General features: G+C 69.3%; 23 protein-coding genes and 2 pseudogenes. 8 read left to right on the top strand and 17 right to left on the bottom strand.

Annotated elements, in window-relative coordinates; all coding sequences use genetic code 11:
• From AC16DP_RS29320 to AC16DP_RS29290, 7 genes and pseudogenes are all read right to left on the bottom strand, one after another.
• Nucleotides 1-317: pseudogene (locus AC16DP_RS29320) on the bottom strand (serine/threonine protein kinase); the annotation flags it as partial.
• A 12-nt stretch (nt 318-329) separates the two neighbouring features.
• Nucleotides 330-1,211: a DUF2381 family protein gene (locus AC16DP_RS29315; RefSeq protein ID WP_329725764.1), complete on the bottom strand. Its 882-nt coding sequence runs from the start codon at nt 1,209-1,211 to the stop codon at nt 330-332.
• Nucleotides 1,212-1,358: 147 nt separating this feature from the next.
• On the bottom strand, nt 1,359-1,829 hold the full coding sequence (locus tag AC16DP_RS29310) for an SRPBCC family protein (RefSeq protein ID WP_329725763.1): 471 nt from the start codon (nt 1,827-1,829) through the stop codon (nt 1,359-1,361).
• 47 nt (nt 1,830-1,876) lie between these two features.
• On the bottom strand, nt 1,877-1,999 hold the full coding sequence (locus AC16DP_RS29305) for a hypothetical protein (protein ID WP_414640663.1): 123 nt from the start codon (nt 1,997-1,999) through the stop codon (nt 1,877-1,879).
• The gene (locus tag AC16DP_RS29300) at nt 1,957-2,136 is read right to left on the bottom strand and encodes a hypothetical protein (protein WP_329725762.1); all 180 of its coding nucleotides are present in this window, start codon (nt 2,134-2,136) and stop codon (nt 1,957-1,959) included. Before AC16DP_RS29300 ends, AC16DP_RS29305 begins: the two co-directional genes overlap by 43 nt.
• On the bottom strand, nt 2,126-3,358 hold the full coding sequence (locus AC16DP_RS29295) for a hybrid sensor histidine kinase/response regulator (protein WP_329725761.1): 1,233 nt from the start codon (nt 3,356-3,358) through the stop codon (nt 2,126-2,128). Before AC16DP_RS29295 ends, AC16DP_RS29300 begins: the two co-directional genes overlap by 11 nt.
• A 172-nt stretch (nt 3,359-3,530) precedes the next feature.
• A complete protein-coding gene (locus AC16DP_RS29290; RefSeq protein ID WP_329725760.1) occupies nt 3,531-5,927 on the bottom strand; it encodes an ATP-binding protein in 2,397 nt (798 codons plus the stop codon).
• Nucleotides 5,928-6,116: 189 nt separating this feature from the next.
• On the opposite strand from AC16DP_RS29290, the gene AC16DP_RS29285 reads away from it, so the two are divergent.
• Together AC16DP_RS29285 and AC16DP_RS29280 are read left to right on the top strand one after the other, a co-directional pair.
• Nucleotides 6,117-6,914 carry an FKBP-type peptidyl-prolyl cis-trans isomerase gene (locus tag AC16DP_RS29285; RefSeq protein WP_329725759.1) on the top strand — a complete coding sequence of 266 codons (798 nt, stop codon included), beginning with the start codon at nt 6,117-6,119 and terminating at the stop codon, nt 6,912-6,914.
• Between the two features lie 188 nt (nt 6,915-7,102).
• A complete protein-coding gene (locus tag AC16DP_RS29280; protein WP_329725758.1) occupies nt 7,103-7,954 on the top strand; it encodes a dienelactone hydrolase family protein in 852 nt (283 codons plus the stop codon).
• 12 nt (nt 7,955-7,966) lie between these two features.
• Here AC16DP_RS29280 and AC16DP_RS29275 read toward each other — a convergent pair whose 3' ends face one another.
• From AC16DP_RS29275 to AC16DP_RS29260, 4 genes are read right to left on the bottom strand one after another with little or no spacing between them, the layout of a single operon-like run.
• On the bottom strand, nt 7,967-8,251 hold the full coding sequence (locus AC16DP_RS29275) for a hypothetical protein (protein ID WP_329725757.1): 285 nt from the start codon (nt 8,249-8,251) through the stop codon (nt 7,967-7,969).
• Nucleotides 8,251-8,595, bottom strand: a complete 345-nt coding sequence (locus AC16DP_RS29270; RefSeq protein ID WP_329725756.1) for a DUF4288 domain-containing protein — start codon at nt 8,593-8,595, stop codon at nt 8,251-8,253. The genes AC16DP_RS29275 and AC16DP_RS29270 overlap by 1 nt, the downstream gene beginning before the upstream one ends.
• Nucleotides 8,596-8,616: 21 nt before the next feature.
• On the bottom strand, nt 8,617-9,510 hold the full coding sequence (locus AC16DP_RS29265) for a hypothetical protein (protein WP_329725755.1): 894 nt from the start codon (nt 9,508-9,510) through the stop codon (nt 8,617-8,619).
• 3 nt (nt 9,511-9,513) lie between these two features.
• The gene (locus AC16DP_RS29260; protein ID WP_329725754.1) at nt 9,514-10,095 is read right to left on the bottom strand and encodes a CAP domain-containing protein; all 582 of its coding nucleotides are present in this window, start codon (nt 10,093-10,095) and stop codon (nt 9,514-9,516) included.
• A 99-nt stretch (nt 10,096-10,194) separates the two neighbouring features.
• On the opposite strand from AC16DP_RS29260, the gene AC16DP_RS29255 reads away from it, so the two are divergent.
• Together AC16DP_RS29255 and AC16DP_RS29250 are read left to right on the top strand one after the other, a co-directional pair.
• Complete coding sequence (locus AC16DP_RS29255; protein ID WP_329725753.1) at nt 10,195-11,136, top strand: agmatinase family protein; 942 nt, start codon at nt 10,195-10,197, stop codon at nt 11,134-11,136.
• A gap of 92 nt (nt 11,137-11,228) precedes the next feature.
• Nucleotides 11,229-13,817, top strand: a complete 2,589-nt coding sequence (locus tag AC16DP_RS29250; RefSeq protein WP_329725752.1) for an RCC1 domain-containing protein — start codon at nt 11,229-11,231, stop codon at nt 13,815-13,817.
• A gap of 96 nt (nt 13,818-13,913) precedes the next feature.
• On the opposite strand, the gene AC16DP_RS29245 is transcribed toward AC16DP_RS29250, so the two are convergent.
• The 5 genes from AC16DP_RS29245 to AC16DP_RS29225 form a co-directional block, all read right to left on the bottom strand.
• Nucleotides 13,914-14,567 carry a cold shock and DUF1294 domain-containing protein gene (locus tag AC16DP_RS29245; RefSeq protein WP_329725751.1) on the bottom strand — a complete coding sequence of 218 codons (654 nt, stop codon included), beginning with the start codon at nt 14,565-14,567 and terminating at the stop codon, nt 13,914-13,916.
• 167 nt (nt 14,568-14,734) lie between these two features.
• On the bottom strand, nt 14,735-15,202 hold the full coding sequence (locus AC16DP_RS29240; RefSeq protein WP_329725750.1) for a DoxX family protein: 468 nt from the start codon (nt 15,200-15,202) through the stop codon (nt 14,735-14,737).
• 103 nt (nt 15,203-15,305) lie between these two features.
• Complete coding sequence (locus AC16DP_RS29235) at nt 15,306-15,800, bottom strand: hypothetical protein (RefSeq protein WP_329725749.1); 495 nt, start codon at nt 15,798-15,800, stop codon at nt 15,306-15,308.
• 6 nt (nt 15,801-15,806) lie between these two features.
• Nucleotides 15,807-16,628: a hypothetical protein gene (locus AC16DP_RS29230; RefSeq protein WP_329725748.1), complete on the bottom strand. Its 822-nt coding sequence runs from the start codon at nt 16,626-16,628 to the stop codon at nt 15,807-15,809.
• 140 nt (nt 16,629-16,768) lie between these two features.
• Nucleotides 16,769-17,272 carry a hypothetical protein gene (locus AC16DP_RS29225; protein ID WP_329725747.1) on the bottom strand — a complete coding sequence of 168 codons (504 nt, stop codon included), beginning with the start codon at nt 17,270-17,272 and terminating at the stop codon, nt 16,769-16,771.
• Between the two features lie 396 nt (nt 17,273-17,668).
• On the opposite strand from AC16DP_RS29225, the gene AC16DP_RS29220 reads away from it, so the two are divergent.
• Complete coding sequence (locus AC16DP_RS29220; protein ID WP_329725746.1) at nt 17,669-19,039, top strand: hypothetical protein; 1,371 nt, start codon at nt 17,669-17,671, stop codon at nt 19,037-19,039.
• Nucleotides 19,040-19,130: 91 nt separating this feature from the next.
• Here the strand turns inward: AC16DP_RS29220 and AC16DP_RS29215 are convergent.
• Nucleotides 19,131-19,852: pseudogene (locus tag AC16DP_RS29215) on the bottom strand (tyrosine-type recombinase/integrase); the annotation flags it as partial.
• A gap of 569 nt (nt 19,853-20,421) precedes the next feature.
• Between AC16DP_RS29215 and AC16DP_RS29210 the strand changes: the two are divergent.
• Genes AC16DP_RS29210 through AC16DP_RS29200 form a run of 3 tightly spaced genes read left to right on the top strand, consistent with a single transcriptional unit; the run spans nt 20,422 to nt 22,391 of the window.
• Entirely contained in the window at nt 20,422-21,558 is a 1,137-nt protein-coding gene (locus AC16DP_RS29210) for a serine/threonine protein kinase (RefSeq protein WP_329725745.1), read from the top strand.
• Nucleotides 21,559-21,562: 4 nt separating this feature from the next.
• Nucleotides 21,563-22,039 carry a helix-turn-helix domain-containing protein gene (locus tag AC16DP_RS29205; RefSeq protein ID WP_329725744.1) on the top strand — a complete coding sequence of 159 codons (477 nt, stop codon included), beginning with the start codon at nt 21,563-21,565 and terminating at the stop codon, nt 22,037-22,039.
• On the top strand, nt 22,029-22,391 hold the full coding sequence (locus tag AC16DP_RS29200; RefSeq protein WP_329725743.1) for a helix-turn-helix domain-containing protein: 363 nt from the start codon (nt 22,029-22,031) through the stop codon (nt 22,389-22,391). The genes AC16DP_RS29205 and AC16DP_RS29200 overlap by 11 nt, the downstream gene beginning before the upstream one ends.
• Nucleotides 22,392-22,656 lie beyond the last annotated feature (265 nt).

Below are 22,656 nucleotides of genomic sequence, written 5' to 3'. Positions count from 1 at the left end.
TAGCCCTGGGTGGGATGGGGCCAGAAGTCCACCGCGTACACGCGCAGCAGGTTGGGGTGGGAGGAGTAGGTGAAGAGGGCTGATGCCTCGCGCGCCAGGCGCCGCCAGGCGCTCGTCTCCTCCACGTACTGCGCTTCCGTGAGCGCCTCCGTGGATGGGTTGAGGGGAAGCAGCCCCATTTTCATGGAGTACGGCTGGCCGTCACGCTCCACCTTGAAGACGCGGGAGGAGCCTCCACGGCCCAGCACCGCGACGATGAGCCAGGGCCCCACCATATCGCCGGGTTTGAGGTGGTCTGGGTGCAGGGCTTCCGTCATGAGCCAGCGCTCCTACAGTTGCACATTGGGAATGGAGAGGTGCCGGCCGCCGCTCTTGTCGAGCAGCTCCAGGCGGAGGACGTTGTCCATCGTCCAGAAGGGGGCCTCCGTCTCCACCGCCACGAGGCCCTCCTCACCGGACAAGAGTTGCACCTTGTTCATGTCCACGGAGCGCACCTTCACCCGGGTTCCGTCCGCCAAGCTGAGCCGCGCCTCCTGTGGCGCCCAGGGCTTCTCCCCCGGGAGGTTGTGCACACGGACGACGGCGAGTGCCCAAAGCCCAGCGCGATACCCCTGGCCCCCCGCCACTTTCAGCCCGCTCTGAGTGGCGGTGGAGGACCCCTCGAAGGGGCGGGCCTTCACGCCAGCCAAGGTGAGCCGGCCTGAGAACACGAAGCCCGAAGGCCCATTCACGACCTTGAGCGCCGCGAGCTCCGCCTCCTTCTCCGCCAGCGCCGCCTCCAACGCCTCGACGGTGCGCGGGCGCCGCACCACATTCACCCGGGTGTCCACCAGCACGGGGTGGGAGACGAGGGCGACGGTGGCGTACACCGGGGGACCGCTGTCCTTGTATCGCACCCGTACAACCAGCCGCTCCCCATCCTCGGGCGCGACGAGTGGCTCGAGGAAGAGGGTGCGCTCGCCCGGATCCACCAACCGGAAGCGTGTCGCGCGCTCCGGCACTTCAACCGAGGCCCGATCGATGGGGGCGTCGAAGACGAGGGTCGTGGCGACGTTCGCCGCCACGTGCACCTCCGGCGCCGGCTCATGGGGGCCACTGGGGACGACGACTTGCCGTTGCTGTGGCTCGCGGACGGGGGGCTGGGGCTGCGCTGCTGCTGCCGTTCCCGTCAGAAGGAGAACGAGCGAGAACCACGGTAGGAGTCGTGCCAGGGTGGAATACCTCCAGAGTCAACCCTAGCAGATGTCGCATCCAGGACGACCTGTTACGCTGCGACGTATGAAGAAGGTCCAGTGGCCACTGCGTTACCGGCCCTTCTCTCTCGTGTCACAGGGGGCGTGGGTTCCACGGCTTCTCTTCTACGGTGTCTGCTTTTCCACGTGGGCCTTCAGGCCTCCGCTTCCCATCAGCGTGCGCCAGCCCTCGCGCAGCCTCGGACTCGTGTTCTCGTCCACGCGCCCGAAGACCGCGTCCTCCACACGCACCACCGTCGTGTCTCCCTGCTCCTTCAACGTCAGCCGTGCCGTCGTCGTCGCCGGCCCGCCGAACGCCGGAGTGAGGTGCCCCGCCAGCTCCAACACCGCCGGCGGCTCCACCACCAGCACCGTGTACCAGAGCGCCCCCGCGTCCCCTCCCCAGTCCTCGTACACCCGTCCTCCCGGACGCGCCTCGAGGATGAAGCCCTTCGGCTCCCGCCCCACGTAGAAGTCCCTCGGCCACCACTGGCCCGTCTCCTCCACCAGCGCCTTCCACACCCGCTCCCGCGGCGCGGAGATCGTCACCTCCACCTCCACCCGCGCCACGCCCACTCCAATCGAGGCCTGTGTCATGTCTCCTCCTCCTGGGCTCGCGGTCTACCACTCCTCGCGGCCGGTGCTCACCCGCCAGGGCCTCTCGGCGTCAGCGCATGGCGCGGCAGCCGCAACGTGAACGTCGTCCCCGCCCGCTCATCCGATGTCACCGTGATGGTCCCGTCATGCGCGTGGACGATCTCCTGCACGATGTAGAGCCCCAGTCCACCTGGAGGCCGCGGAAGGCCCGGGTGAGGGCGCGCACGGCCATGAGCCGGTCGGGCGCGCTGTCATCCACCACGAGCACCCGCCGGGGGCCGCGGGCCTCCGGTGTCTCAGGCATCATGGCGGGGTCCTCCGCCAGCCTCCTCGGGACACGAGCACGGCAGCTCGACGGTGAAGGTGGAGCCCCCTCCCGGAGTGCTCTCCACGGAGATGTGGCCGCCCAGGGCGCGCAGCACCTCGTGGGTGATGAAGAGGCCCAGGCCCAGGCCCCCGTAGTGCCGCTCCGACACGCCCCGCTCGAAGCGGCCGAAGATGCGCGCGCGCACCTCCTCGTCCATGCCGATGCCCTCGTCGCGCACCGTCAGCCGGGCCCACCCCTCCTGCTCCGCCAGCCGCACCTGCACGGGCCCCCCGGCGCCGAACTTGAGCGCGTTGGACAGCAGGTTGGCCACCACCTGCTCCAGCCGCAGCACGTCCCACGGGCCCAGCACCCGGGCGGGCGCCTCTATCTCCATGGCGCAGCCCGCGCGCTCCGCCTGCGTCTCGAAGCCGGCGGCCACGTCGCGCACGATGGCCGCCAGGTTCACGTCCCGCTCGCGGCGCAGGGTGAGCCGGCCGCTGGTGATGCGCGTGGCGTCCAGCAGGCTGTCCACCAGCGAGGCCATCCGCCGCACCTGCCCGTGCGCCACCTCCACGTGCCCGCGCAGCCGCTCCACGTCCAGCGCGTCCGTGCGCAGCCCGTTCTTCATCAACTGCAGGCGCAGCGCCAGCGGCGTCAGCGGCGTCTTCAGCTCATGGCTCGCCACGGAGAGGAACTCGTCGCGCAGGCGCACCGCCTCGCGCAGCTCCACCACCAGCCGCTCGCGCTCCGCCTCGGCCCGCAGGCTGCGCTCCTCCAACACCTCCCGCTCCCGCTCCCGCAGCTCCGTCTGCTGGCGCCGCAGCTCCTCGCGCTCGCGGTGCAGCTCCACGAAGACGCGCACCTTGGCCCGCAGAATCTCCGGCTCCACCGGCTTGCGCAGCCAGTCCACCGCTCCGCTCTTGTACGCCAGCGTGTGCTCCTCGGGCGGCGAGCCCGTCAGGAAGATGAGCGGCACGTGGCCCTGGGCCTCGTGCTCGCGCAGCAGCCGGGCCGTCTCGAATCCGTCCAGGCCCGGCATCCGCACGTCCATGAGCACGAGCGCGAAGTCCTCGTCCTCCAGGCGGTGCAGGGCCTCCTCTCCCGAGCAGGCCTTCACCAGGTGCAGCGCGAATGGCTCCAGGTGGCGCTCCAGGGCCATCAGGTCGGCGGGTTGGTCATCCACCAGCAAGACGCTGGTGCGCGGCGCGTCCCCTGCTTGCACGGCTCCTCCCAAGAACCCGGGTATGCCGCCGTATCACGAACGGGGCGCCACACAGCATCCAGACATGCTCATGCACCGCGCGTGAACGCGTTGCCGGACACTATACGGTCTTCCCTCCACCCGTGGACCGTCCCTCCGCCCACGCGTTGGGGGTGCGAGCAGCCGAGCCCCTTCAGTGCAGTCCCACCTGGGGAGACGGCGGCTCCCGCTGGCGCTCGGGGCCCGCCAGTGGCAGCACCAGGTGGAAGGTGGCGCCCTGGCCCGGGGTGCTCTCCGCGTCCACGCCTCCGCCCAGCGCCTCCACGATCTGCCGGACGATGTACAGCCCCAGTCCAAATCCGCCGTACTGGCGGACGGGCACCGCGCGCTCGAACTTGCCGAAGATGCGCTCCAGGTCCTCGGGCGCGATGCCGATGCCGTGGTCCTTCACCTCCAGCAGGGCCATGGCTCCACTGGAGTGCACCTGCACCTCCACGGGTGCGCCCGCGCCGTACTTCAGCGCGTTGGACACCAGGTTGGTCACCACCTGCTCCAGCTTCGTCCTGTCCCAGCGGCCCACCACCGGCCCGTCGGCGCGCAGCTCCAGGCGCGAGCCCGTGCGCGAGGCCTCCTCCTGGAGGCGCTCCAGCACCTCGCGCACCACCTGTACCAGGTCCACGTCGCTCAGCTCCAACCGCAGCCGTCCCTCGGCCAGGCGGGACACGTCCAGCAGCTCGTCCATCATCCGCGCCAGCTTGTGCAGCTGCCGCTGCGCCTTCTCCAGCCGCTGCGCCGTCTCGGCGTCCTCGGGGCGGGTGCCCTGGCGCGCGCGCTGGAGCAGCGTGTGCAGCTGAAGGCTCAGCGAGGTGAGCGGCGTCTTCAGCTCGTGCGAGGCGACGCTGAGGAATTCATCGCGCAGCCGCACCATCCGCTCCGCCTCCGTGCGGGCCTCCTGCGCCTCGGAGAAGAGCCGGGCCCTCCAGCGCGTCTCGCGCTCGCGCTGGGTGACGTCCACCGCCAGGCCGAGCGTGCCCGTCAGCCGCCCCTCGGGGTCGCGCAGCGGCACCCAGTGCGTCTCGTACATCCTCCCGTTGCTCAGCGTCTCCACGGAGAAGAACTCCTCCCCGGAGAGCGCCCGCCGCACGTTGGCGAGCACGCTGGTCTCGGCGCGGTAGAGGTCGAACACGGACATGCCCACCACCTGGCGGGGCTTGAAGCCCATCGTCTCCAGCCCCTGGCCCTCGGAGAGGGTGACGAGGCCGTCCCGGTCCAGCGCGAAGAGCACCACGGGCGCGTGGGCGATGAGCGCGTGGAGCCGGGCATCCATCTCCTGGGGCACGGGAGACTCCGTGGGTTTCCAGTCCGACAGGTCCAGGGCGAACGTCATCACCCGTCCCTCGCCCAGGCCCGTGGAGCCCAGCAGCACCGGCGCGCCGCTGCCGTCCTTGCGCATCAGCGTGCCCTCGTGGGAGTGGAAGCTGCCGTCGGTGCGCAGCCGCCGCAGGGCGCCCTCCGTCACGACGCGCTCGCGCGGGGGCGTCAGCTCGGACCAGGTGAGGCACTCCTCGCGCACGTCCCGCCGCGAGTAGCCCAGCATCCGCAGCAGGGCGGAGTTGGCATCCAGGACGCGGCCCTGGCCGTCGCTGGTGAAGAGCCCCAGCAGGTCCGAGTCCCACAGGGAGCGCAGGGTCTCGTCGCGGGTGTGCTCCAGGTCCAGCTGGTGCAGCCGGTCCAGGAAGCGGCCGAAGTGGTAGCCCACCACGCTGCCCAGGGTCTCGTCCGCCACGCGGTCCTCCCGGGGGGCGCGGCTGAGCAGCTCCAGCACGCCATGCACCCGGTTGCCGCCCCGCACCGGCACGAGGAGCCCCCCGCGCAGCCCGGCCCGCGCCGCCGCGTCCCCGCGGGGGAAGCGCACGTCCCGCGCCACGTCCTGGCTCCAGAGGGGCTCCCGGTGCGTGAAGGACTGGCCCGGCGGCCCCTCGGGGGGCACGAAGGTGCACCGCAGGGTGTCCTGCACGAAGTCGTGCAGGCCGCCGTCCACCGTCCAGAGGGTGAGGGGCACCCGTCCGGCGGCCTCCCGCTCCAGCCGCCAGTACGTGCCCAGCGTCCAGCCCTCCAGCTCCCCGCAGGCGCGCAGGACGGCGTAGGCGGCCTCCTCCTCGTCCGCGGCGGACGAGAACACCTGCGCCAGCGCGGCATCCAGCACCTGCGCCCGCTGGCTCAGCCGCAGCTGCCGCTCGAGCTCCACCTGCGCCTCCAGCGAGCGCAGGGAGACGATGACCAGGCCCTCCCCCTTCCCCCAGGGCCAGGGGGACAGCCGGGCCTCCACCTCCTGGGGACGTCCATCCCGGCCCAGGGCCGTCACCCGTTGGGGCTGGGCGGACATGGGACGGGGGGCCGGCTCCTCCCGGGGCCACCCGGGCAGCCCTCCGGGGAGCACCGTGGAGACGGGCCGGCCCAGCAGCTCCAGGCGGGACCAGCCCAGTAACACCTTCAGCCCCGCGTTGGCATGGAGGATGCGAGCCGAGCGATCCAGGGCCAGCAGGGGGTCTCCCAGGGAGTCCAGGACGCGCCGCACGTCGATGTCCATGATCGGGTGCCTCCCTGGTACGGGCTGGATCAGCCCCCGGGGGCGAGGCGGGGCATTCCGCCTGTCCGGGGGCCGATTCACCGGAAAAAGATAAGAACGTTCCGCTCCCCCGCCGGACCGCCGCTTTCTTCTTGTATAAGGGCGCCGGCATGGGCGGCGGTCGCTGCCCTGGTTGGAAAGGAAGGACACATGAGGAAGTTTCTGGTGGTAGCGGTGATGCTCGCCGTGGCGGGCTGTCAGCAGCAGGGCGGTGGCGGCGGCGGCGGTGGTGCCGCGGCGGCGCCGCAGACGGATGATCAGAAGACGTTCTACGCGCTCGGCCTCACGCTGGGCCGGCAGATCCAGGTCTTCGACATGACGCCCGAGGAGCTGGAGTTCGTGAAGGCGGGCCTGACGGCGCAGGTGACGGGCAAGGAGCCCGTGGTGGACATCCAGGCCTTCGGGCCGAAGCTGCCGGAGCTGGCGCGGGCCCGCTCCACCGCTCGCGCGGAGAAGGAGAAGGAGAAGGCCAAGGGCTTCCTGGAGCAGGCGGCCAAGGAGCAGGGCGCGGTGCGCACCGAGTCCGGCCTCATCTACAAGTCGCTGACGGAGGGCACCGGGGCGCAGCCGGGCCCGACGGACATCGTGAAGGTGAACTACCGGGGCACGCTGCCGGACGGCAAGGAGTTCGACAGCTCGTACAAGCGCAACGAGCCGGCGCAGTTCCCGCTCAACGGCGTCATCAAGTGCTGGACCGAGGGCGTGGCGAAGATGAAGGTGGGCGGCAAGGCGAAGCTGGTGTGCCCGTCCGACCTGGCCTACGGCGACCGCGGCACGCCGGGCATCCCCGGTGGCTCGGCGCTGGTGTTCGAGGTGGAGCTGCTCGACGTGCAGAAGAACGAGCCGCCCCCGGCGCCGGCGATGCCGGGCCAGCCCACGGCGCCGGGTCAGCCGGCGGCTCCGGGCGGCCAGCCGGCGGCTCCGGGCGGCCAGCCGGCCAAGAAGTAGTCCTTCGGGGCCGAGGGGTTCTCGCGGGCCATCGGGTTGCCTCCCTCACGGGGGGCCCCGGTGGCCCGTCGTCTTTCGTGCACCCGGGGGTGGGGGCCTCACGGAGCCCTGGCGCGGGCGGGTGGGGGCGCGTTACGCCGGAGCGCGCTCGAGGGCCCGAGGAGAGCGGCCCGGAGGAGAGGATGCGGATGAGCCTGCGGACGATGCTGGGGTGTGTGGCGCTGGTGCTGTTGTCGTGGAGTGGCTGTGCGGCGAAGCAGGGGGCGGAGAAGGGGGGCGCGGAGGAGCGGCGCGAGGAGCTGGGCGGCCTGACGGAGAAGGAGTTCCAGGCGCTGCACGAGCTGAAGGCGGAGGCGGCGCCGCCGCGCAAGGGGCAGATGTTGGAGATCGCCGGGGCGAGGGCCTACCTGAGCCTGCCGGAGCACGCGCGGCCGCCGATTCCGGGGGTGCTGGTCATCCACGAGTGGTGGGGGCTGAACGAGCACATCATGCACTGGGCGGACCGGCTGGCGGCGCAGGGCTACGCGGCGCTGGCGGTGGACCTGTACGGGGGCAAGGTGGCGGCCACGCCCGAGGAGGCGATGGCGGCCATGAAGGCGGTGGATGCGAAGCGCTCGGAGGAGATCCTCGAGGCGGCGCACCAGTACCTGATGACGGCCTCGCGGGTGCAGTCGACACGCACGGGGGTGATCGGCTGGTGTTTCGGAGGCGCGTGGTCGCTGCGCGCGGGCATGACGATTCCGGAGCTGAACGCGGTGGTGATGTACTACGGGCGGCCGGTGCTGAACGTGGACGAGCTGAAGACGATCAAGGCGCCGGTGCTGGGCATCTTCGGGACGAAGGACGAGTCGATTCCCAACGACGTGGTGGAGGAGTTCGACGAGGCGCTGGCGGACGCGGGGGTGGCGCACCGCATCCTGAAGTACGACGCGCCGCACGCCTTCGCGAACCCCTCGGCCCCGGGGCGCTACGACGCCGAGGCCGCGGCCGCCGCGTGGGAGCAGGTGAAGGGCTTCCTGGAGGAGAACCTGAAGCGGTGAGGCCGTTCGGGGCTATTTGGCGAAGCGTTTGTCGTTGAGCAGCTTCCACGCTTTCTTGTGGGTGGCGGAGGCGCCATTCTTGATGGCGCCGAGCGACTCCGCCGCCAGCTCGCCCGGGAACTCCCGGTGGATGCTGCCCTTGCGGCATCGGCCGATGAAGGAGAGCGCCTTCTCCTCGAGGTTCTCACTGGCGACACAGTTGGCGGCGGAAGCGGACGGGATGAAGTCCAGGCCCTGCCCGGCCGGAGTGGCGCAGAACGCCACGGCCGCCACGATGAAGGAGAGGAATCTTCTCATCAGTCGACCGAGCCTCCCAGCAGCGGTTCGAAGGCATGGTACGCGCCATAATCCCTGAAGTGACGCGCGTAGAGCTCCGCGCCGTCCTTCAAGTCGCCGTCCAGGACGGGGCTGACATCGACCACATGCTTGAGGGAATAGCGGATGTGCTCCCCTTCCGCGTTCTCGTATCGGGCCTCCTGCCGGCGTGCGTGGTCCGCCGCCCGGGCGCGTGCCTCCTCTTCACTCGTTGCTTGGATCAGCACGAACGACTCCTCGTACAGGGGTTTCTTGCCGCCCGATTCGGACGTGGACTCGTAGAGCAGGACGGCGATGTAGAGCTGCTGGGAGCGTTCCTCGGGCATGGTCTCTCCGGTGGGGCCGGGTCAGCGGACGCCCAGTATCCACCCTTCCTCGTGGAGGATGGCGGCCCGTTGAGCGGGCTCCAACTCCAGTGAGGGGCTGAACAGCGAGGCGAGCGTCCCCTCCGCGTCGAGGGTGGCGAAGTGCCGCGCGAGCGCCTCGACCTGGAGCTGGTCCTTCACGAGGCCCTCGCGGGCCGGGACGGTGAGGAGGGAAGGGTAGACCTCCGCGAGGATGAGCCGTGCCTTCCCCGGCACGCGCGAGGGCAGGGTGAGCCCCGTCTGGAAGGGCCAGACCTGGAGGTGTCCGGCGAGCCGGGGATCCTCGAGGAGCTGACGCACACGGGGAATCCCCAGCAGCGTCTGGCTGCCCACGGAGCCGATGCCGCAGAGCTTCCAGACGGGCTGGGCGCGGGGCAGGCGCGCCTCGGCGAGGCGCTTCTCCGCGAGCCCACGCACTGGATACGTGAAGGACCGGGTCGCCGTGAGGGACGGGAAGGCCTGTCCTCGCGGATGGCCCCAGAAGGGCCCGGTGCCTCCCGAGATGCGCGGGTTCAAGGCCGCGGCCACGTCGAAGCGGTTGTTGCCGTTGTCCGGCGTGTCGCGCACCAGGCGGCTCCACTCGTCCCAGAGGGCCCGCCACGGCTCGCCCCCGAGCCCGAGCGCCGCCGCCGTGCCCCGGGGATAGCCGAGCGCGAAGTCGAAGCCCACGAGCACACTCGCTCCGTCCGCCACGGCCCGCGCGAGCCGGGTGCCGATGGACTCGAGCGCCTCGGCGCGGGTGGAGGGATTCCCGGTCCGCTCCAGGCGGAGCCCGCGCCGCGTCCACGCCGCCACCGTCCACCAGATGCTGTCCCGGCCGCGCTTGGGGGTGCTGGAGGCGCTCCAGTCCACCACCAGGTAGGCATCGAAGCGCATGGCTCAGAACGGCTTCTGGCCCACGAAGTTGCCCGGTGGCGTGTAGTTGCACACCCAGAGCTGCCACGTGGGGAACTGCGCGCCGAAGGGCGAGTTCTTCGTGCAGAGGGCCGTCGCGCACCCCACGTGCGTCGTGTTGCGCCACACCACCTGCGTGTAGTGGCCGCACACCTTGCCCGGCGCGCACTTGTTCGTCGCGTAGGAGTAGTCGGCCACCTCGGACACCCAGTCCTCCACCACCTGCGCGTTCGTCTTCGAGCCCGGGGGCGCCGCCGCGGCGAGGTTCTCCCCGAACTGCTTGCCCCGGTTCTTGTTGTGCTCGAACTCGCACTTGCTGGCATACGCCTGCGCCACCTTCGCCGCCTCGGGGGACCAGGTGAGCGGGGGCAGGGCCTGCGACGGCGTGGGCTTCACCTTCGCGCGGGCCTGGTTGTGCGCGGCCACCATCTCGGCCGCCAGGGACGAGGGGGCGCCCGGGGCCGCCGTGGGCTTCTTCGTGGCCGCTTCGCTGGTGCCGCACGCGCCGGCTCCCACGGTCAGGCAGCTCAGCGAGAGGGCGAGCAGGCGGAACTTCGAGGTCTTCATGAGGGGCTCCTTTCCGTTGCAACACTTCGATGCGGGCGCGATTCGTGGCAAGGATGCGGCCCGAGAGACGAGACACCTCCACCCTACACGGAGCCGACCTTGGATACTCCGCACGACCCGCTCGCTGGCCTGCGCCCGGCCGCAGATGCCCGGGACCCCCGCGCTTCCGCGCTCCTGCGCGCCTTCACGCCCGGCACGCCGCTCCAGGACCGGACCGTCCTGCTCGGCCTGCCCTATGACGGCGGCATCCCCTCCCGGCCCGGTGCCCGCTTCGGCCCCAAGGCCCTGCGCGAGGCCCTCGGCTCCTATGGCTCCTTCGACGGCCAGCGCGAGCTGGGCGAGGTGGTGGACATGGGAGACCTCACGCTCGCCGCCATGAACGGCGCCACGACGCACGCCCGCGTCGAGGAGGCCTCGCGCAACCTCTTCACCTCGGGCGCGCGCCCCCTCTTCATCGGCGGAGACCATGGCCTCACCGGCTCGCTGATTCGCGGGCTCGCCGCCGCGCGTCCTGGCCTGCGCCTGGCGCTCGTGACGATCGACGCCCACCTGGACGTGCGCGAGTACGACGACGAGGCCTCGCTCTCCAGTGGCACGCCCTTCCGCCGCGCCCTGGAGACGCCCATCCTCACCGGCGCGCGCACCGCGATGCTTGGCATCCGCCACTTCGCCAACTCGCGCTACTACCTGTCCTGGGCCCGCGAGCAGGGCGTCCACATCTACACCGTGGAGGACATCGCCGAGCGCGGGGCCGTGCCCATCGCCCGTGAGGCCCTCTCCCACATCATGCGGGACGCGGATGCGCTCTACCTCAGCGTGGACATCGACGCGGCGGATGCCGCCGTGGCCCCGGGCGTCAGCGCCGTGGGCGTGGGCGGCCTCTCCTCGCGCGAGATGATCGACGTGGTGCGCACCGTCTCCGCCGAGCCGCGGCTGCTCGGCGCCGACCTCATGGAGCTCTCTCCTCCGCACGACGAGAACGCCCGCACCGCGAAGCTGACCGCGCGTCTGCTGTTGGAGCTCCTCTCCACCCGCGAATGATGGCATAGACCGCTATTCGCGGAATACTTGCTTCTCCGTGTAATTCGTGTACAACTGTACTTCTACACCTCGCGGTCCAGAGGGGGGAGTACATGTTCCAAGAGCTGATCCGTTCGTCGTTCCGAGTCATGTTGGGGGGCCTGTTGCTGGCCGCCTGTGGTGCACCACCCGAAGGGCTGCCCTCCGAGGAGGAGTCACTGGGCACCGCGCAGGCCGCGCTTTGCGCGGGCCTGACGGTCACCAGCCTCACCATGGATGGGGCCAGCTCCTACGAGGGCACGCTGGCCGGCGGTGGAACCTGGGCGGTGTCCGACCTGTCCAACGGGGCGCGGCTGGAGTACCGGCTCGATGGAAAGCTGATCACCGTCGAGGATCGCACCAACACCCAGGACATCTGGAACGTCAGCATGTCGGGCGTTGCCTGTGGCCCGCACGTGCTGGAGGTGAAGATCTGGCCCATGGTGATGTACAGCGGGGGCACCGCCGTGTGCGTGGACGCCTCCAGGGCCGTCTACAAGCACGTGCGGCAGGTGTGCCCCATGGTGGCCGCGGGCTCCAATCACACGGCGGCGCTGAAGGCGGACGGCACCGTGCAGACGTGGGGGTACAACTACTATGGCCAGCTCGGTGACAGGTCGGTCACCCCGCGTCACTCGCCGGTGACCGTGCCCGGCCTGGGCAACGTCGTGGACATCTCCGTGGGTGCCGCTCACACGGTGGCCCTGAAGGAGGACGGCACCGTCTGGGCCTGGGGCTACAACTACTACGGCCAGCTCGGCGATGGGACGACCACCCACCGCCTCATGCCGCGCAAGGTGTCCGGTCTCAGCAACGTCATCGCCATTGGCGCGGGTGCCTATCACACGGCGGCGCTGAAGGCGGATGGCACCGTCTGGACCTGGGGCTACAACTACGAAGGTGAGCTGGGCAACGGGACGACCACCCAGCGCACCACGCCGGGGCAGGTGCCGGGCCTCACCTCCGTCATCGACCTGGCCGTGGGCAGCTACCACACGGTGGCCGTGAGGCAGGACGGCACCGTCCGGGCCTGGGGCTACAACTACTTCGGCCAGCTCGGCGATGCGAGCACCACCAACCGCCTCTCGCCGGTGCTGGTGCCGATCAGCGGCGTCAGCCGTGTCTTCGCCGGCTACGGACATACCCTGGTGATGAAGCAGGACGGCATCGTCCATGGCTGGGGCAACAACAGCAACGGCCAGTTGGCGGATGGCTCGACCACCAACCGCACCACTCCGGTGCCGGTGTTGATCAACAACGTCACCACGCTCTCCCTGGGGGATTCGCACACGGTGGCGCTGATGCCGGACGGCACCGTGCGGACGTGGGGCTACAACTACTACGGCCAGCTTGGCAACGGGACCACCACCAATGCCCTCGTTCCGGTGGAGGTGTCCAACCTCACCAACGTCACCACGATCTCCGCCGGGAGCATCCACACGGTGGCCACCCGGCAGGACGGCTCCATCCGGGCCTGGGGCTACAACTATTACGGCCAGCTCGGCGATACGACGACGACCAACCGCTCCGCGCCCGTGTCGGCGCTGGCCAGCAACATCACCGACATCGACTCGGGCACCAGCCACATGCTCGCGGTGAAGCGGGACGGCACCGTCCGCGCCTGGGGCCTCAACGGCTCCGGCCAGCTCGGTGACGGGACGACGACCAACCAGGATCTGCCGGTGACGGTGTCTGGCCTCAATGGCGTCATCGCCGTCTCCGCGGGCGGCTCTCACTCGGTGGCGCTGAAGAAGGACGGCACCGTCTGGGCCTGGGGCTCCAACTATTACGGCCAGCTCGGCGATGGGACGAACACCCTGCGCCTCACGCCCGTGCAGGTGGCGGGTCTCACCGACGTCATCGCCATCGACGCGGGCAGCTACCACACGCTGGCGCTGAAGGCGGATGGCACCGTGTGGAGCTGGGGCTACAACGCCTACGGCCAGCTCGGCGATGGCACGGCCGTCTCCCGCAACGCGCCGGTGCAGGTGTCTGGCCTCAGCGGCGTCCTCGATCTCGCCGTGGGCATCTATCACTCCGTCGTGGTGAAGCAGGACGGCACCGTGTGGGGCTGGGGCTACAACGCCTACGGCGCGCTGGGCGATGGGACGACCACCACCCGCTACACTCCGGTGATGGTGCCGGGCATCAGCGATGGTCTGGCCATCAGCGCGGGCGCCTACTCCACCCTGCTGGTGAAGCAGAACCGCACCGTGTGGGGCTGGGGCTACAACCCCTACGGCGGGCTGGGCGACGGGACGACCACCCAGCGCCTCTCTCCCGTGCAGGCCACGGGCATCGGCGGCGTCGTGGACGTCTCGGCGGGCTACTACCACACGCTGGCCGTGAAGTCGGATGGCTCCGTGTGGAGCTGGGGCTACAACCCCTACGGCGCGCTGGGCGATGGGACGACGACGACTCGCTACACGCCCGCGGAGATTGCAGGCCTCGAGCCCGGCACGGAGGTGGATGCGGGCGGCTACTTCTCCGCGTCGCGCAAGCAGGATGGCACCGTGTGGGCCTGGGGCTACAACTATTACGGCCAGCTCGGGAATGACACGGTCACCAACAACTCCGCGCCCGCGAAGGTGCAGGGGCTCGTGACCATCATCTTCTACCCCCCGCCGTACCCCTGGCCGTACGATCCCATCTTCTTCCCCTGAGCTCCGCGCTCTCCATGTCAGGGCCCCAGGTTCCCCGGAGCCTGGGGCCCGTTGTATTTCAGGGCATCTCGTCAGGACTCCTCGACCCTGGCGGGTCTATCCGCCTCTCGACGGCGTGACGCTGGCGATGAAGACCCAGAACGCCTGATGCGCCAGCACGATGGCCCAGAACACCACCTGATACGAGACCTTGCGGGTCTTGTGCCGGAACGTCTGTTGGGCGATCAGTGCCCCCGGCCAGCCGCCCATCAGCTCGAAGAAGTGCAGCATCGCCTCGGACGTGCGCCACCTGCCGCGCGTGGCGCTCCGTTTGTCGTCCCAGTAGAGAGCGAAGGTCGCCAGGCTGACCAGGGGGTATCCCAACAAGAACAGCAGCGCGCCCGCGTGCCCGGCGAAGTACTGCCGGAGACAGACGGAGGCCGGCAGCGCGCAGAGGGCCAGGAAGATGACCCACTTCGCCGTGGAGTTCCGCATGGGACGGTCCTCCCCCTCTGGCCGCTCCTGCTCCCAGCTCACCTGGGCGGGCGGTTTGCCGCGGGCTTCCGGCTCGGCGGTGGCCAGCCCGGCCAGCCAGGCGTGCTCGGCACGTGGGCGGCCCTGAGGGTCCTTGCCGGCGACGAAGTTCACCGGGTCCCCGGTCTGTGGCCGCCGGTTGCCGCGAAACGCGGAGATGTGCAGGAAGACCTCCTGCCCCCCCGCCTTGGGCCGGATGAAGCCGAATCCCTTGTCATCGTTCCAACGGCTGATCACGCCTGGCGTTTCCATGCGTCCTCACGTGGGGGGTGTCTGGGGACGCACTCTAGCGGAAATCGTGAACGGCCCACTCCGCCAGGGAATCCTCGCCGTGGCGAGCGCGGCGAGCGCGGCACAGGGCGATGGCCCCCAGCGCATGGAGATTCGCGTTCATCCGCGCGAGTCTACGCGGAGGTGCCACCGGCGGAGGCGTCACTGCGAGCGCTTCGACGCGCGCGATAGGCCTCCCACGCGCCGGTGGACCAGAGGGCACAGGCGACGAGCACGGGCTGGAAGAAGAGCCGGATGAACCGCGCCCTGTCGGTGTCGAGCCCGAACGCGTTGATGCCATTCATGTACTGAGAGATGTTGCCCGGGAAGACCGCGACGAAGAACGCGGCCACCCCCCACCCCACCTGCGGGCGCAGGCGGCGCGCGAAGAGGAGCGCCGCGCCGAGCACGAGCTCGACCACGCCCGAAGCGAGGACGACGAAGTCGGCGTCCAGCGGCACCCACCTCGGGACCTGGGCCAGGAACTCGGTCCGGGCCCACGTGAGGTGGCCCGCCCCCGCGAGGAGCAGGGAGGCTCCCAGCCAGATGCGCGCAACGGTCTTCAGGACACTGGGGCGTGCCACGGCGACGTCTCGAGACATGAGTCCTCCAGGAAATGTGCGTGGAGCTCGCGCGGCGAGCGGTCCAGTCATCATCAATATTGTTCGCAATTAAGTTGCGCGCAATGTGTTTCGAGAGCGCCATCTACCGCGTCTTCTGATGCGCGGTGGGCGCGGGCTGCTCCCAGAGGAGGGCTTCGTCCGGAGCGGCCTGGAGGCCGTGCTTCCTCGCGCGAAGCCAGGCGTCCACGGAGAGCGCATCGCCGCAGGGGCTCGCCGCGAGCAACAGCGCGAACCACAGGAGGTGGTGGGTGTGGATGACCGTCCCGGAGAACTGGGGGACCGCCAGCACGTAGGCCAACGAGAGCGCCGCGAGCACGGTCGCCACCCGCGTGAACAGCCCCAGCACGGAGAGGAGTGCCGAGGGGACGAGGATGCCGAGCGCGGCCCAGGCCCAGGCGGGTGACATCGGGAGGTGGGGCGCGAGCCACGCGAGGCCTCCGGGAGCGGCTCGCAGGGCCGCGGATGCCGTGGCCCACGCGGGCGCCTCGTAGATGTCACGCGAGAGCAGCACGACGCCGAAGACGGTGATGCGGAACACCGCCAGCTCGACCGCGCTGCCCGTGAGGTACCCGCGCATGACGCGTCAGCGAGGCTCGAGCCCGCGTGCCCTCAAGGGCGCGAGCACCTCGGTCTCCATCGACTTGCGCGCGAGGTCCATGTACGCCCGCGACCTCATCCACCCGAGGGCATGGATGGCCGCGGGCTCTCCCTCTCCCTGTGCGGCGATGCGGGCCTGGTTCTCCCGGACCGCGGCGATCGTCTTCCCCGCCGCTTCACGCAGCACCTCCCGCTCGTCCTCCTCCAGCAGGGGCAGGGCCCAGTCCAGGAACATCCACCCGAACTGTCCGTGCGCGGCCTCGTCCTTGACGATCCGCCCCAGCACCGCCTTCACCAGCGGGTGCGTCGCGGCGCGCCAGGTGCCTCGGAGCAGGGGGATGGAGATGGCCTCGCCCACGCAGAAGTAGCGCACGACGAGCTCCGCCGCCTGGGCGAGCGCACGGCCCGGCCGGGGCGGTGGAATCATGGCCAGCGGATCATGCAGGAGGGGGATGCCTCCACCCAGCTCGCTCGCCAGCCGCGCGCACAGCTCGACGTGGACCATCTCGTCGAGCGGGAAGCGGCAGGCCATGGCGATGAGATCCAGGGGCGCCCGCGCGGCGATGAGCGCCTGCAGCGTCGCGGTGCACGCGGCGGCGGTGCGGTGTTCCTGGAAGGCGGCCTCGGTCCAGGCCCTCCGCGCCGCGAGGACGAGGTGTTCGGGAAACGCCTCCGGCCGGAGCGTCCCCCAGGGGAGCGCTTCCACTTCGGGCCGGAGCTTGCGGTAGCGGCGCTCGACGTTGCCTCCGAGCATCCCCAGCTCGAACAGCTCCTCGCCGGGGACGTGGGGCAGGACGAGCGTGCTCATCGACCGCCGTCCGTAGTGCCGCCATCCCCGGTATGGGCCCGCGGCCCTGCGGAAGCTCTGCCATGTCGTTCTCCTCGTCCCCGGGTGGCTGCCCGGGGGCGGGAGCAAGCATACAGGCCCTCCCAGGGCGGAGACCTCCGTCAGGTCCCGGTCGAGGCCCAGTTCGACCAGTCCTGCCAGCCGGTCCCGCTCTGGGCCGGGTCGCCGCACGAGTACTTGCTCCCGTTGCAGCGGCCGACGCGGAACTCGAAGCGCTTTCCTTCGCCGAAGTCCTTGTTGCAACCTCCGTGGGTGTTCGCGCCGCCCGTCCAGTAGCAGAGGCCACGACGCGAGCCGTCGCCGAGGCGCCAATGCACGCCGATCCGCATGCCGTCGGAGTAGTAGTCGGCGAGGCCGATCTTGTCGCCGTAGGCCTGGTAGCCGCCACGCCCCACCTCACCCGGGAACATGTCCGGGGCGTAGACGAAGTTGACGATGTCGTAGCTGACGTCGACCGAGGCGCTGGCCTCGTTGTACTCGAGCGCCGCCAACTCCGCCGGGTGGGTCCCCAGCTCCTCCGACGAAAGGCCGGTGGCATCCTCCATCCCCGCACCACACCCCGTGCCGAGCACTGCGGCGACCGCGATCAAGAGCATCCGATGCATGTTTGTCCTCTGTCGAGGGCGCCGCCGGAGGCCCCCTCGCGTGAGTTGAAGTGTCTGGAATGAATACTGGATTATCAGTCAAAAGCCGACAGGCCTCCGAAACCGGCTGCGACATCTGGCGCAGCGCGGCCGCGGAAGAATCCCGCCGGAAATCGATTTCTGGGATGCGGACGCACCCGGAGCCTCCGGGTGCTTCAGCCTGGGACGAGACACTGATACGGAGCGCGGGTCGCCGACAACCTGGAGCAGTTCCCGCGGCACGCGCTCGACTCGAAGGGACGCCCCTCCTTCCAGGAGCCAGGGCTCACGCTGGGGGAGCGCGTCGCTCTGTGAAGGGAGGCCGGAGGGCTCCTACCGGCGACTTCCGCCGGGGCAGGGTGTCGGCCGTTGGAACGGATGGCGCCGTTCGTCTACAACCGGCGCTACGCCATGCTGACGACCTTCCGACGTGTGTCCGTTCTGGTCCTCGCCTCCGTGCTCCTTGCCTGCGCCACGCGTGGTGCAACGCCCACCTCCGAGCCCTCCACCGAATCGCCGATGAAGACACCTCCCGCCCTGGACTCCTTCGCCGAGCAGTACGTGAAGCTGGTCCTCGCGGTGGGCCAGCATGACGCCGACTACGTGGACGCGTACTACGGGCCCGAGGCCTGGGCGAAGGAGGCCGAGGCCGCGAAGCTGCCCCTGCCGGTGATTGGCGAGCGCACCGCCGCGCTGGTGAAGCAGGTGGAAGCGGTGCCGGTGCCCAGGGATGCACTGGTCGCGATGCGCCGCCGTTTCCTGCTGACCCAGCTCTCGGCCCTCGGCGCGCGCGTGCGGATGCTGTCGGGAGAGACGCTGAAGTTCGACGAGGAGAGCCAGGCGCTCTATGCCGCGCGAGACCCGGGGCACACCGAGGCGGAGTTCGAAGCGGTGCTCGCCGGGCTGGAGCGGCTCGTCCCCGGCCAGGGTCCACTGCCCGAGCGTCTGGAGCGCTTCCGGAAGGACTTCGTCATTCCCGTGGAGAAGCTGGACGCCGTCTTCCGTGCCGCCATCGAGGAGTCGCGCCGCCGCACGCTGAAGCACGTGGCGCTGCCCGCCCACGAGACGTTCACCCTGGAGTACGTCAACAACAAGCCTTGGGGCGGTTACAACTGGTTCAAGGGCAACGCGAAGAGCGTGATTCAAATCAACACGGACCTGCCTCTCTTCATCATGCGCGCCATCGACCTCGCCGCGCACGAGGGCTATCCCGGCCACCACGTCTACAATGCGCTGCTGGAGCAGCACCTGGTGCGCGAGCGCGGTTGGGTGGAGTTCTCGGTGTACCCGCTCTTCTCGCCCATGTCGCTCATCGCCGAGGGCAGCGCCAACCATGGCATCGAGCTGGTCTTCCCCGATGCGGAGGCGTACCTGCGCGACGTCCTCTTCCCGCTCGCGGGGCTCGACCCGAAGCGCGCTGCCGACTACGTGCGGATGGAGGCGCTGACCGAGAAGCTGTCCTACGTGGTCAACGAGGTCGCGCGCCGGTATCTCGATGGCACCATGAGCCGGGAGGAGGGGCGCGACTGGCTCGTGCGCTACGGGCTGCTGTCCCCCGAGCGCGCCACCCAGCGGATGGCCTTCATCGACCACAATCGCTCGTACGTCATCAACTACAACCTGGGGCGTGACATGGTGAAGCAGTACGTGGAGCGGAAGGCGGGTCCGGGCGCGTCGCACGAGCGGCGCTGGGAGGTGTTCCGCGAGCTGCTGTCCTCGCCAGCGCTGCCGGCCGATCTTCGCCAATAGCGCCAGGCTCCCACGAGACTCCGCCAGGCCCGCTCCGGGAGTGACAGGCGGCGGGTTCGATTCCCACCGCCTCCACTTTTTTACGCCGTGCTTACGGGTGGTTGGCGGCTTCCTCCATCCGTGTTGCACGTATGTCGCACGCGGGCGCAGAGGGCCGGTCGAGAACCCCGACCGCCTCTCTGCGCGTGTCCGGGCTCAGGTGGGCGTAGCGCTCCGTCCTGTCGATGGTCGCGTGCCCCATCAGCTCCTTGATGACCGTCAGCGGTATCCCCCTCATGGCGAGGTGGCTGCCGTAGGTGTGCCGCAGGTCGTGCCAGCCGATGCGGCCCTGCTCGCGGGTGATGCCCGCCCGCTGGAGGGCCCGGCGCAGCGGCAGCTTGAGCAGCCCATCAGTAAGCGGCCGACCGTCCTCCTGGCAGAACACGTAAGGGCCGCGCAGGTGCCGGTGCTCCTTGAGCGCGTCCACTGCCGAGCCGGGCAGCTCCACCGTCCGCTCGCGTCCGCCCTTGGGCAAGTCTTGCGCATGACAGCCTTGAAATCCTCTATCTCCGCCGGGCCAATGGCAGCCAGCGCCATTTCACCGAAAAACGGCAGGATGTGAGCCTCCAGGATTTGGCTCTTGCTGACGATGCTGGAGTGTTTGTTGTTGTTCTCGCTGTAGATCAGGAAGCGCGGGGCGAACTCCGCCAACGTCATAGGGCGCTCCTCGTTGTCTTTCTCCTTTCCGAAGGTTCCATTGAGGAGGGAGGCGCGCAATTCGCGCTCGTACTGCTCGGCACCCCGGCGCGTCTGCACTGGCGAGAACTTCACGACTCACCGTGAGAAACGCGGGCGCGGCGTCCGTGGCAACGGGGGGCGCGCTCATGGCTGGTGCCCCTCCTGCACTGGTGTTGCTCTCCGGGTTGGAAAAGGGGCCGCACTCCAGAGAATGCCGCGCCGCCGGTGCATCGACGCGCGAGCTTCCCGCCGGTCCCAAGCACTGGCCCCCAGGCAAGTGAACACAGGCGCGGTCTGGAGTGAACACAGGCGCGGCTTGGAGTGACTACCGGCGTTTTTCCCGGCGTCCTCGCCTGTCAGCCACGTTGCCGACGAGCTGCTGCGCTACGTCGAGCGGCACGGACAAGGGCTGTCTCGCTGGGACCTGCGCCGGATGGTGCAGGAGTACCGGAGCCTCTTCCTTCTCCGTCAGGATGGCTTTCTCGCAGCAGCGCTTACCGGCGAGCCCGCGCGGTGGATGGGTAGGGTCGAGGTTCGCGACCACGGGGCAGGCGCGGCTGAGTTTGAAATGGGCGTATTCTACATACGCGCGGACGGCGAGAGCTGGCGACGTGCGGACAGCCCCAACCTCGACAGGCTGTAGGGCTTCGTAAGGAGATCACAACATGGCGGACAGCTCCGGCCCGCGTCTTATCTTCGAATTCGAGGGCTACAAATACGAGGTTTACGACACCCAGGTTCTAAACCGGGACTACGACACGCTTCTTCTTGCCTGGAGGCACCCCATCGGCGGAAGCACGGGCCGTCGCTCAAGGGTCATTCTCAAGCCTGTGCAGGTGTCCTCAGACAGTGAGAAGGGTGAGCGGGTTTGGGAAGAGGTGCAGCTCGCGTCGCACCTGGATCACCCGGGCATCGCCAGGGTTTACGGCTTCGCTTCCCATGGCGACACCGCCTATGTGGTCATGGAGCACTTGCGCGGTTGCTACCTCCTCACCGCGATGGATTTCGCGCTGCTGGTGGAGCGTCGTTTGTCGCCCGCCTTTGCGGCATACGTCACGGCGCAAGTAGCGGGTGCGCTGGGTTACGCTCACCAGCGCCTCAGCAGCGAAGGCCACCCGATGCACATCGTCCATCGTGCCGTGGGTCCCATGCGGATCCGTCTCGGGTTTGATGGGCGCGTCAAGCTCGCGAACTTCGGTGCCGCGTACTCGGAGCTGCGCGACCGCTTGAAGACGCCGCCCGGCCTGCTGCGCGGCGACCCGGCCTACTGTGCGCCCGAGGTTCTGCGCGCTGTGATGGAGTCCACCGGGAGCCGAGCCGACCCGCTTATCGGGGGAGTGATTGACGGCAGAGCGGACGTGTTCTCGCTCGGGCTTGTTCTGCTGGAAATGCTGCTGGCCGAATACCCGCTCGACCCGACCGATACACCTGTGGAGAGTGCCCCGGTCGGGTTCTCATTCCCTGTACGTGCCGAGCGGACCACACAGCTAAGCCTGGACGTGTTGTCTTACCGGCTGCTGCGTTTTCACCCTTCGGAAGCGGAACGCCGGCTTGAGTTCGCGCCCGCTCCTTTGCGGTCCATTGTCCGGCGTGCGCTCCAGCCGGAGCCGCGCGAGCGTTTTTCTGCCGCCGAGATGCGCGAAGAGCTGCTCGTCTACCTGGGGACCGTAGAGCCGCCGGTCCTCGCTGATGAGGCCGCAGCGGAGCTGAAGGCGATTTTCGAAGCTGCCGCAAGGGTCAAGCGACTGACGGCGAACCCCATCGAGCGGACGGCGCTAACGCCCGACGAGGACGAGGGTTAGGTCAATGAAAGGGAAGCCAGGCAAGAAGGAGGGCGCCACCAAGGGGAAAAACCGAACCGAACTCAGTATTCAAATCGGCAAGGCCGCGCGGGCGGCCCGGTTGAAATTGAAACTGACTCAGGAGGACATGGCCGAGCGGGTCGGTTTGACGCCGGAAGTGTATGGGAGGCTGGAGCGAGGCGCCATGCTTCCGAGCACGCCAACGCTGACGAAGATCTGCGTTGCACTTGGGCTCTCTGCGGACTGGCTTGTGGGTCTCGTCGAAAGGGAAGCCACTCAAACCCCACCGGCACCCGACGAAGAACTGACGCCGGAGATCAGACGGTTGCTGCGGCTGGTGCGAACGATGGATGACGAGCAGTTCGCCATTTTCAAGGGAACGGCGACCGGGTTGGCCAGGCTCAACAAGAGGCGGCAGCAAGGCAAGCGTGATAAGGAAAACGGCGCCATCAATCTGAGAGGCATACCGCATGGAAGATGACCTTCTACAAAAGAGACTCGGCGAGGCAGCCCGAACCGCACGCGAGGCGCTCGGGCTCACTCAGGCACAAGTAGCCGATGCGGCAAGGATGAGTCCGGCCGTGTATGGGCGCATCGAGCGCGGCGGCATGATGCCGAGCGTTCCGGCGCTGCGAAGGCTCGCGGTCGCGTTGGGTGTTTCCCCGGCTGTGCTCCTGGATATGAGCGCGCGAGAGATGCCTGCCACCGACAAGGATCTGTCACCCGAGACCCGGAAGGCTGTCGGGCTCCTGCGGACGTGGCCGGAGTCCAAGGTCGCGGTCGGGTGTGCACTGCTGCACGTGCTCGACGCCGCGCCGATGCGCGAGGAATAGGCCCGTCCCGAAGAAGGGACGGGGGCGGTGGGTGGGGCGGCCGACTTGGAGCGGTCGCCAGCCTTGGAGGGGTCCACCTGCCGCCCCGGTCCCGCTGTCTGAACCGTATTCCTGCGGTTATGCTACGCTCCCCCATCCAGGAGGTGAGGTAGAGCGTGGGACTGACACTCAGGCACCCGGACATCGGCGACATGATCGGGGACTACAAGGTGGTGGGGTTCTTGGGCGCGGGGGGCCTCGGGATCGTCTACAAGGTCGAGCGCGG

The organism is Archangium sp. (assembly GCF_057119385.1).
Note: the sequence above shows the minus strand (reverse complement) of the source record. Positions and strands in the feature narration are given on the sequence as shown.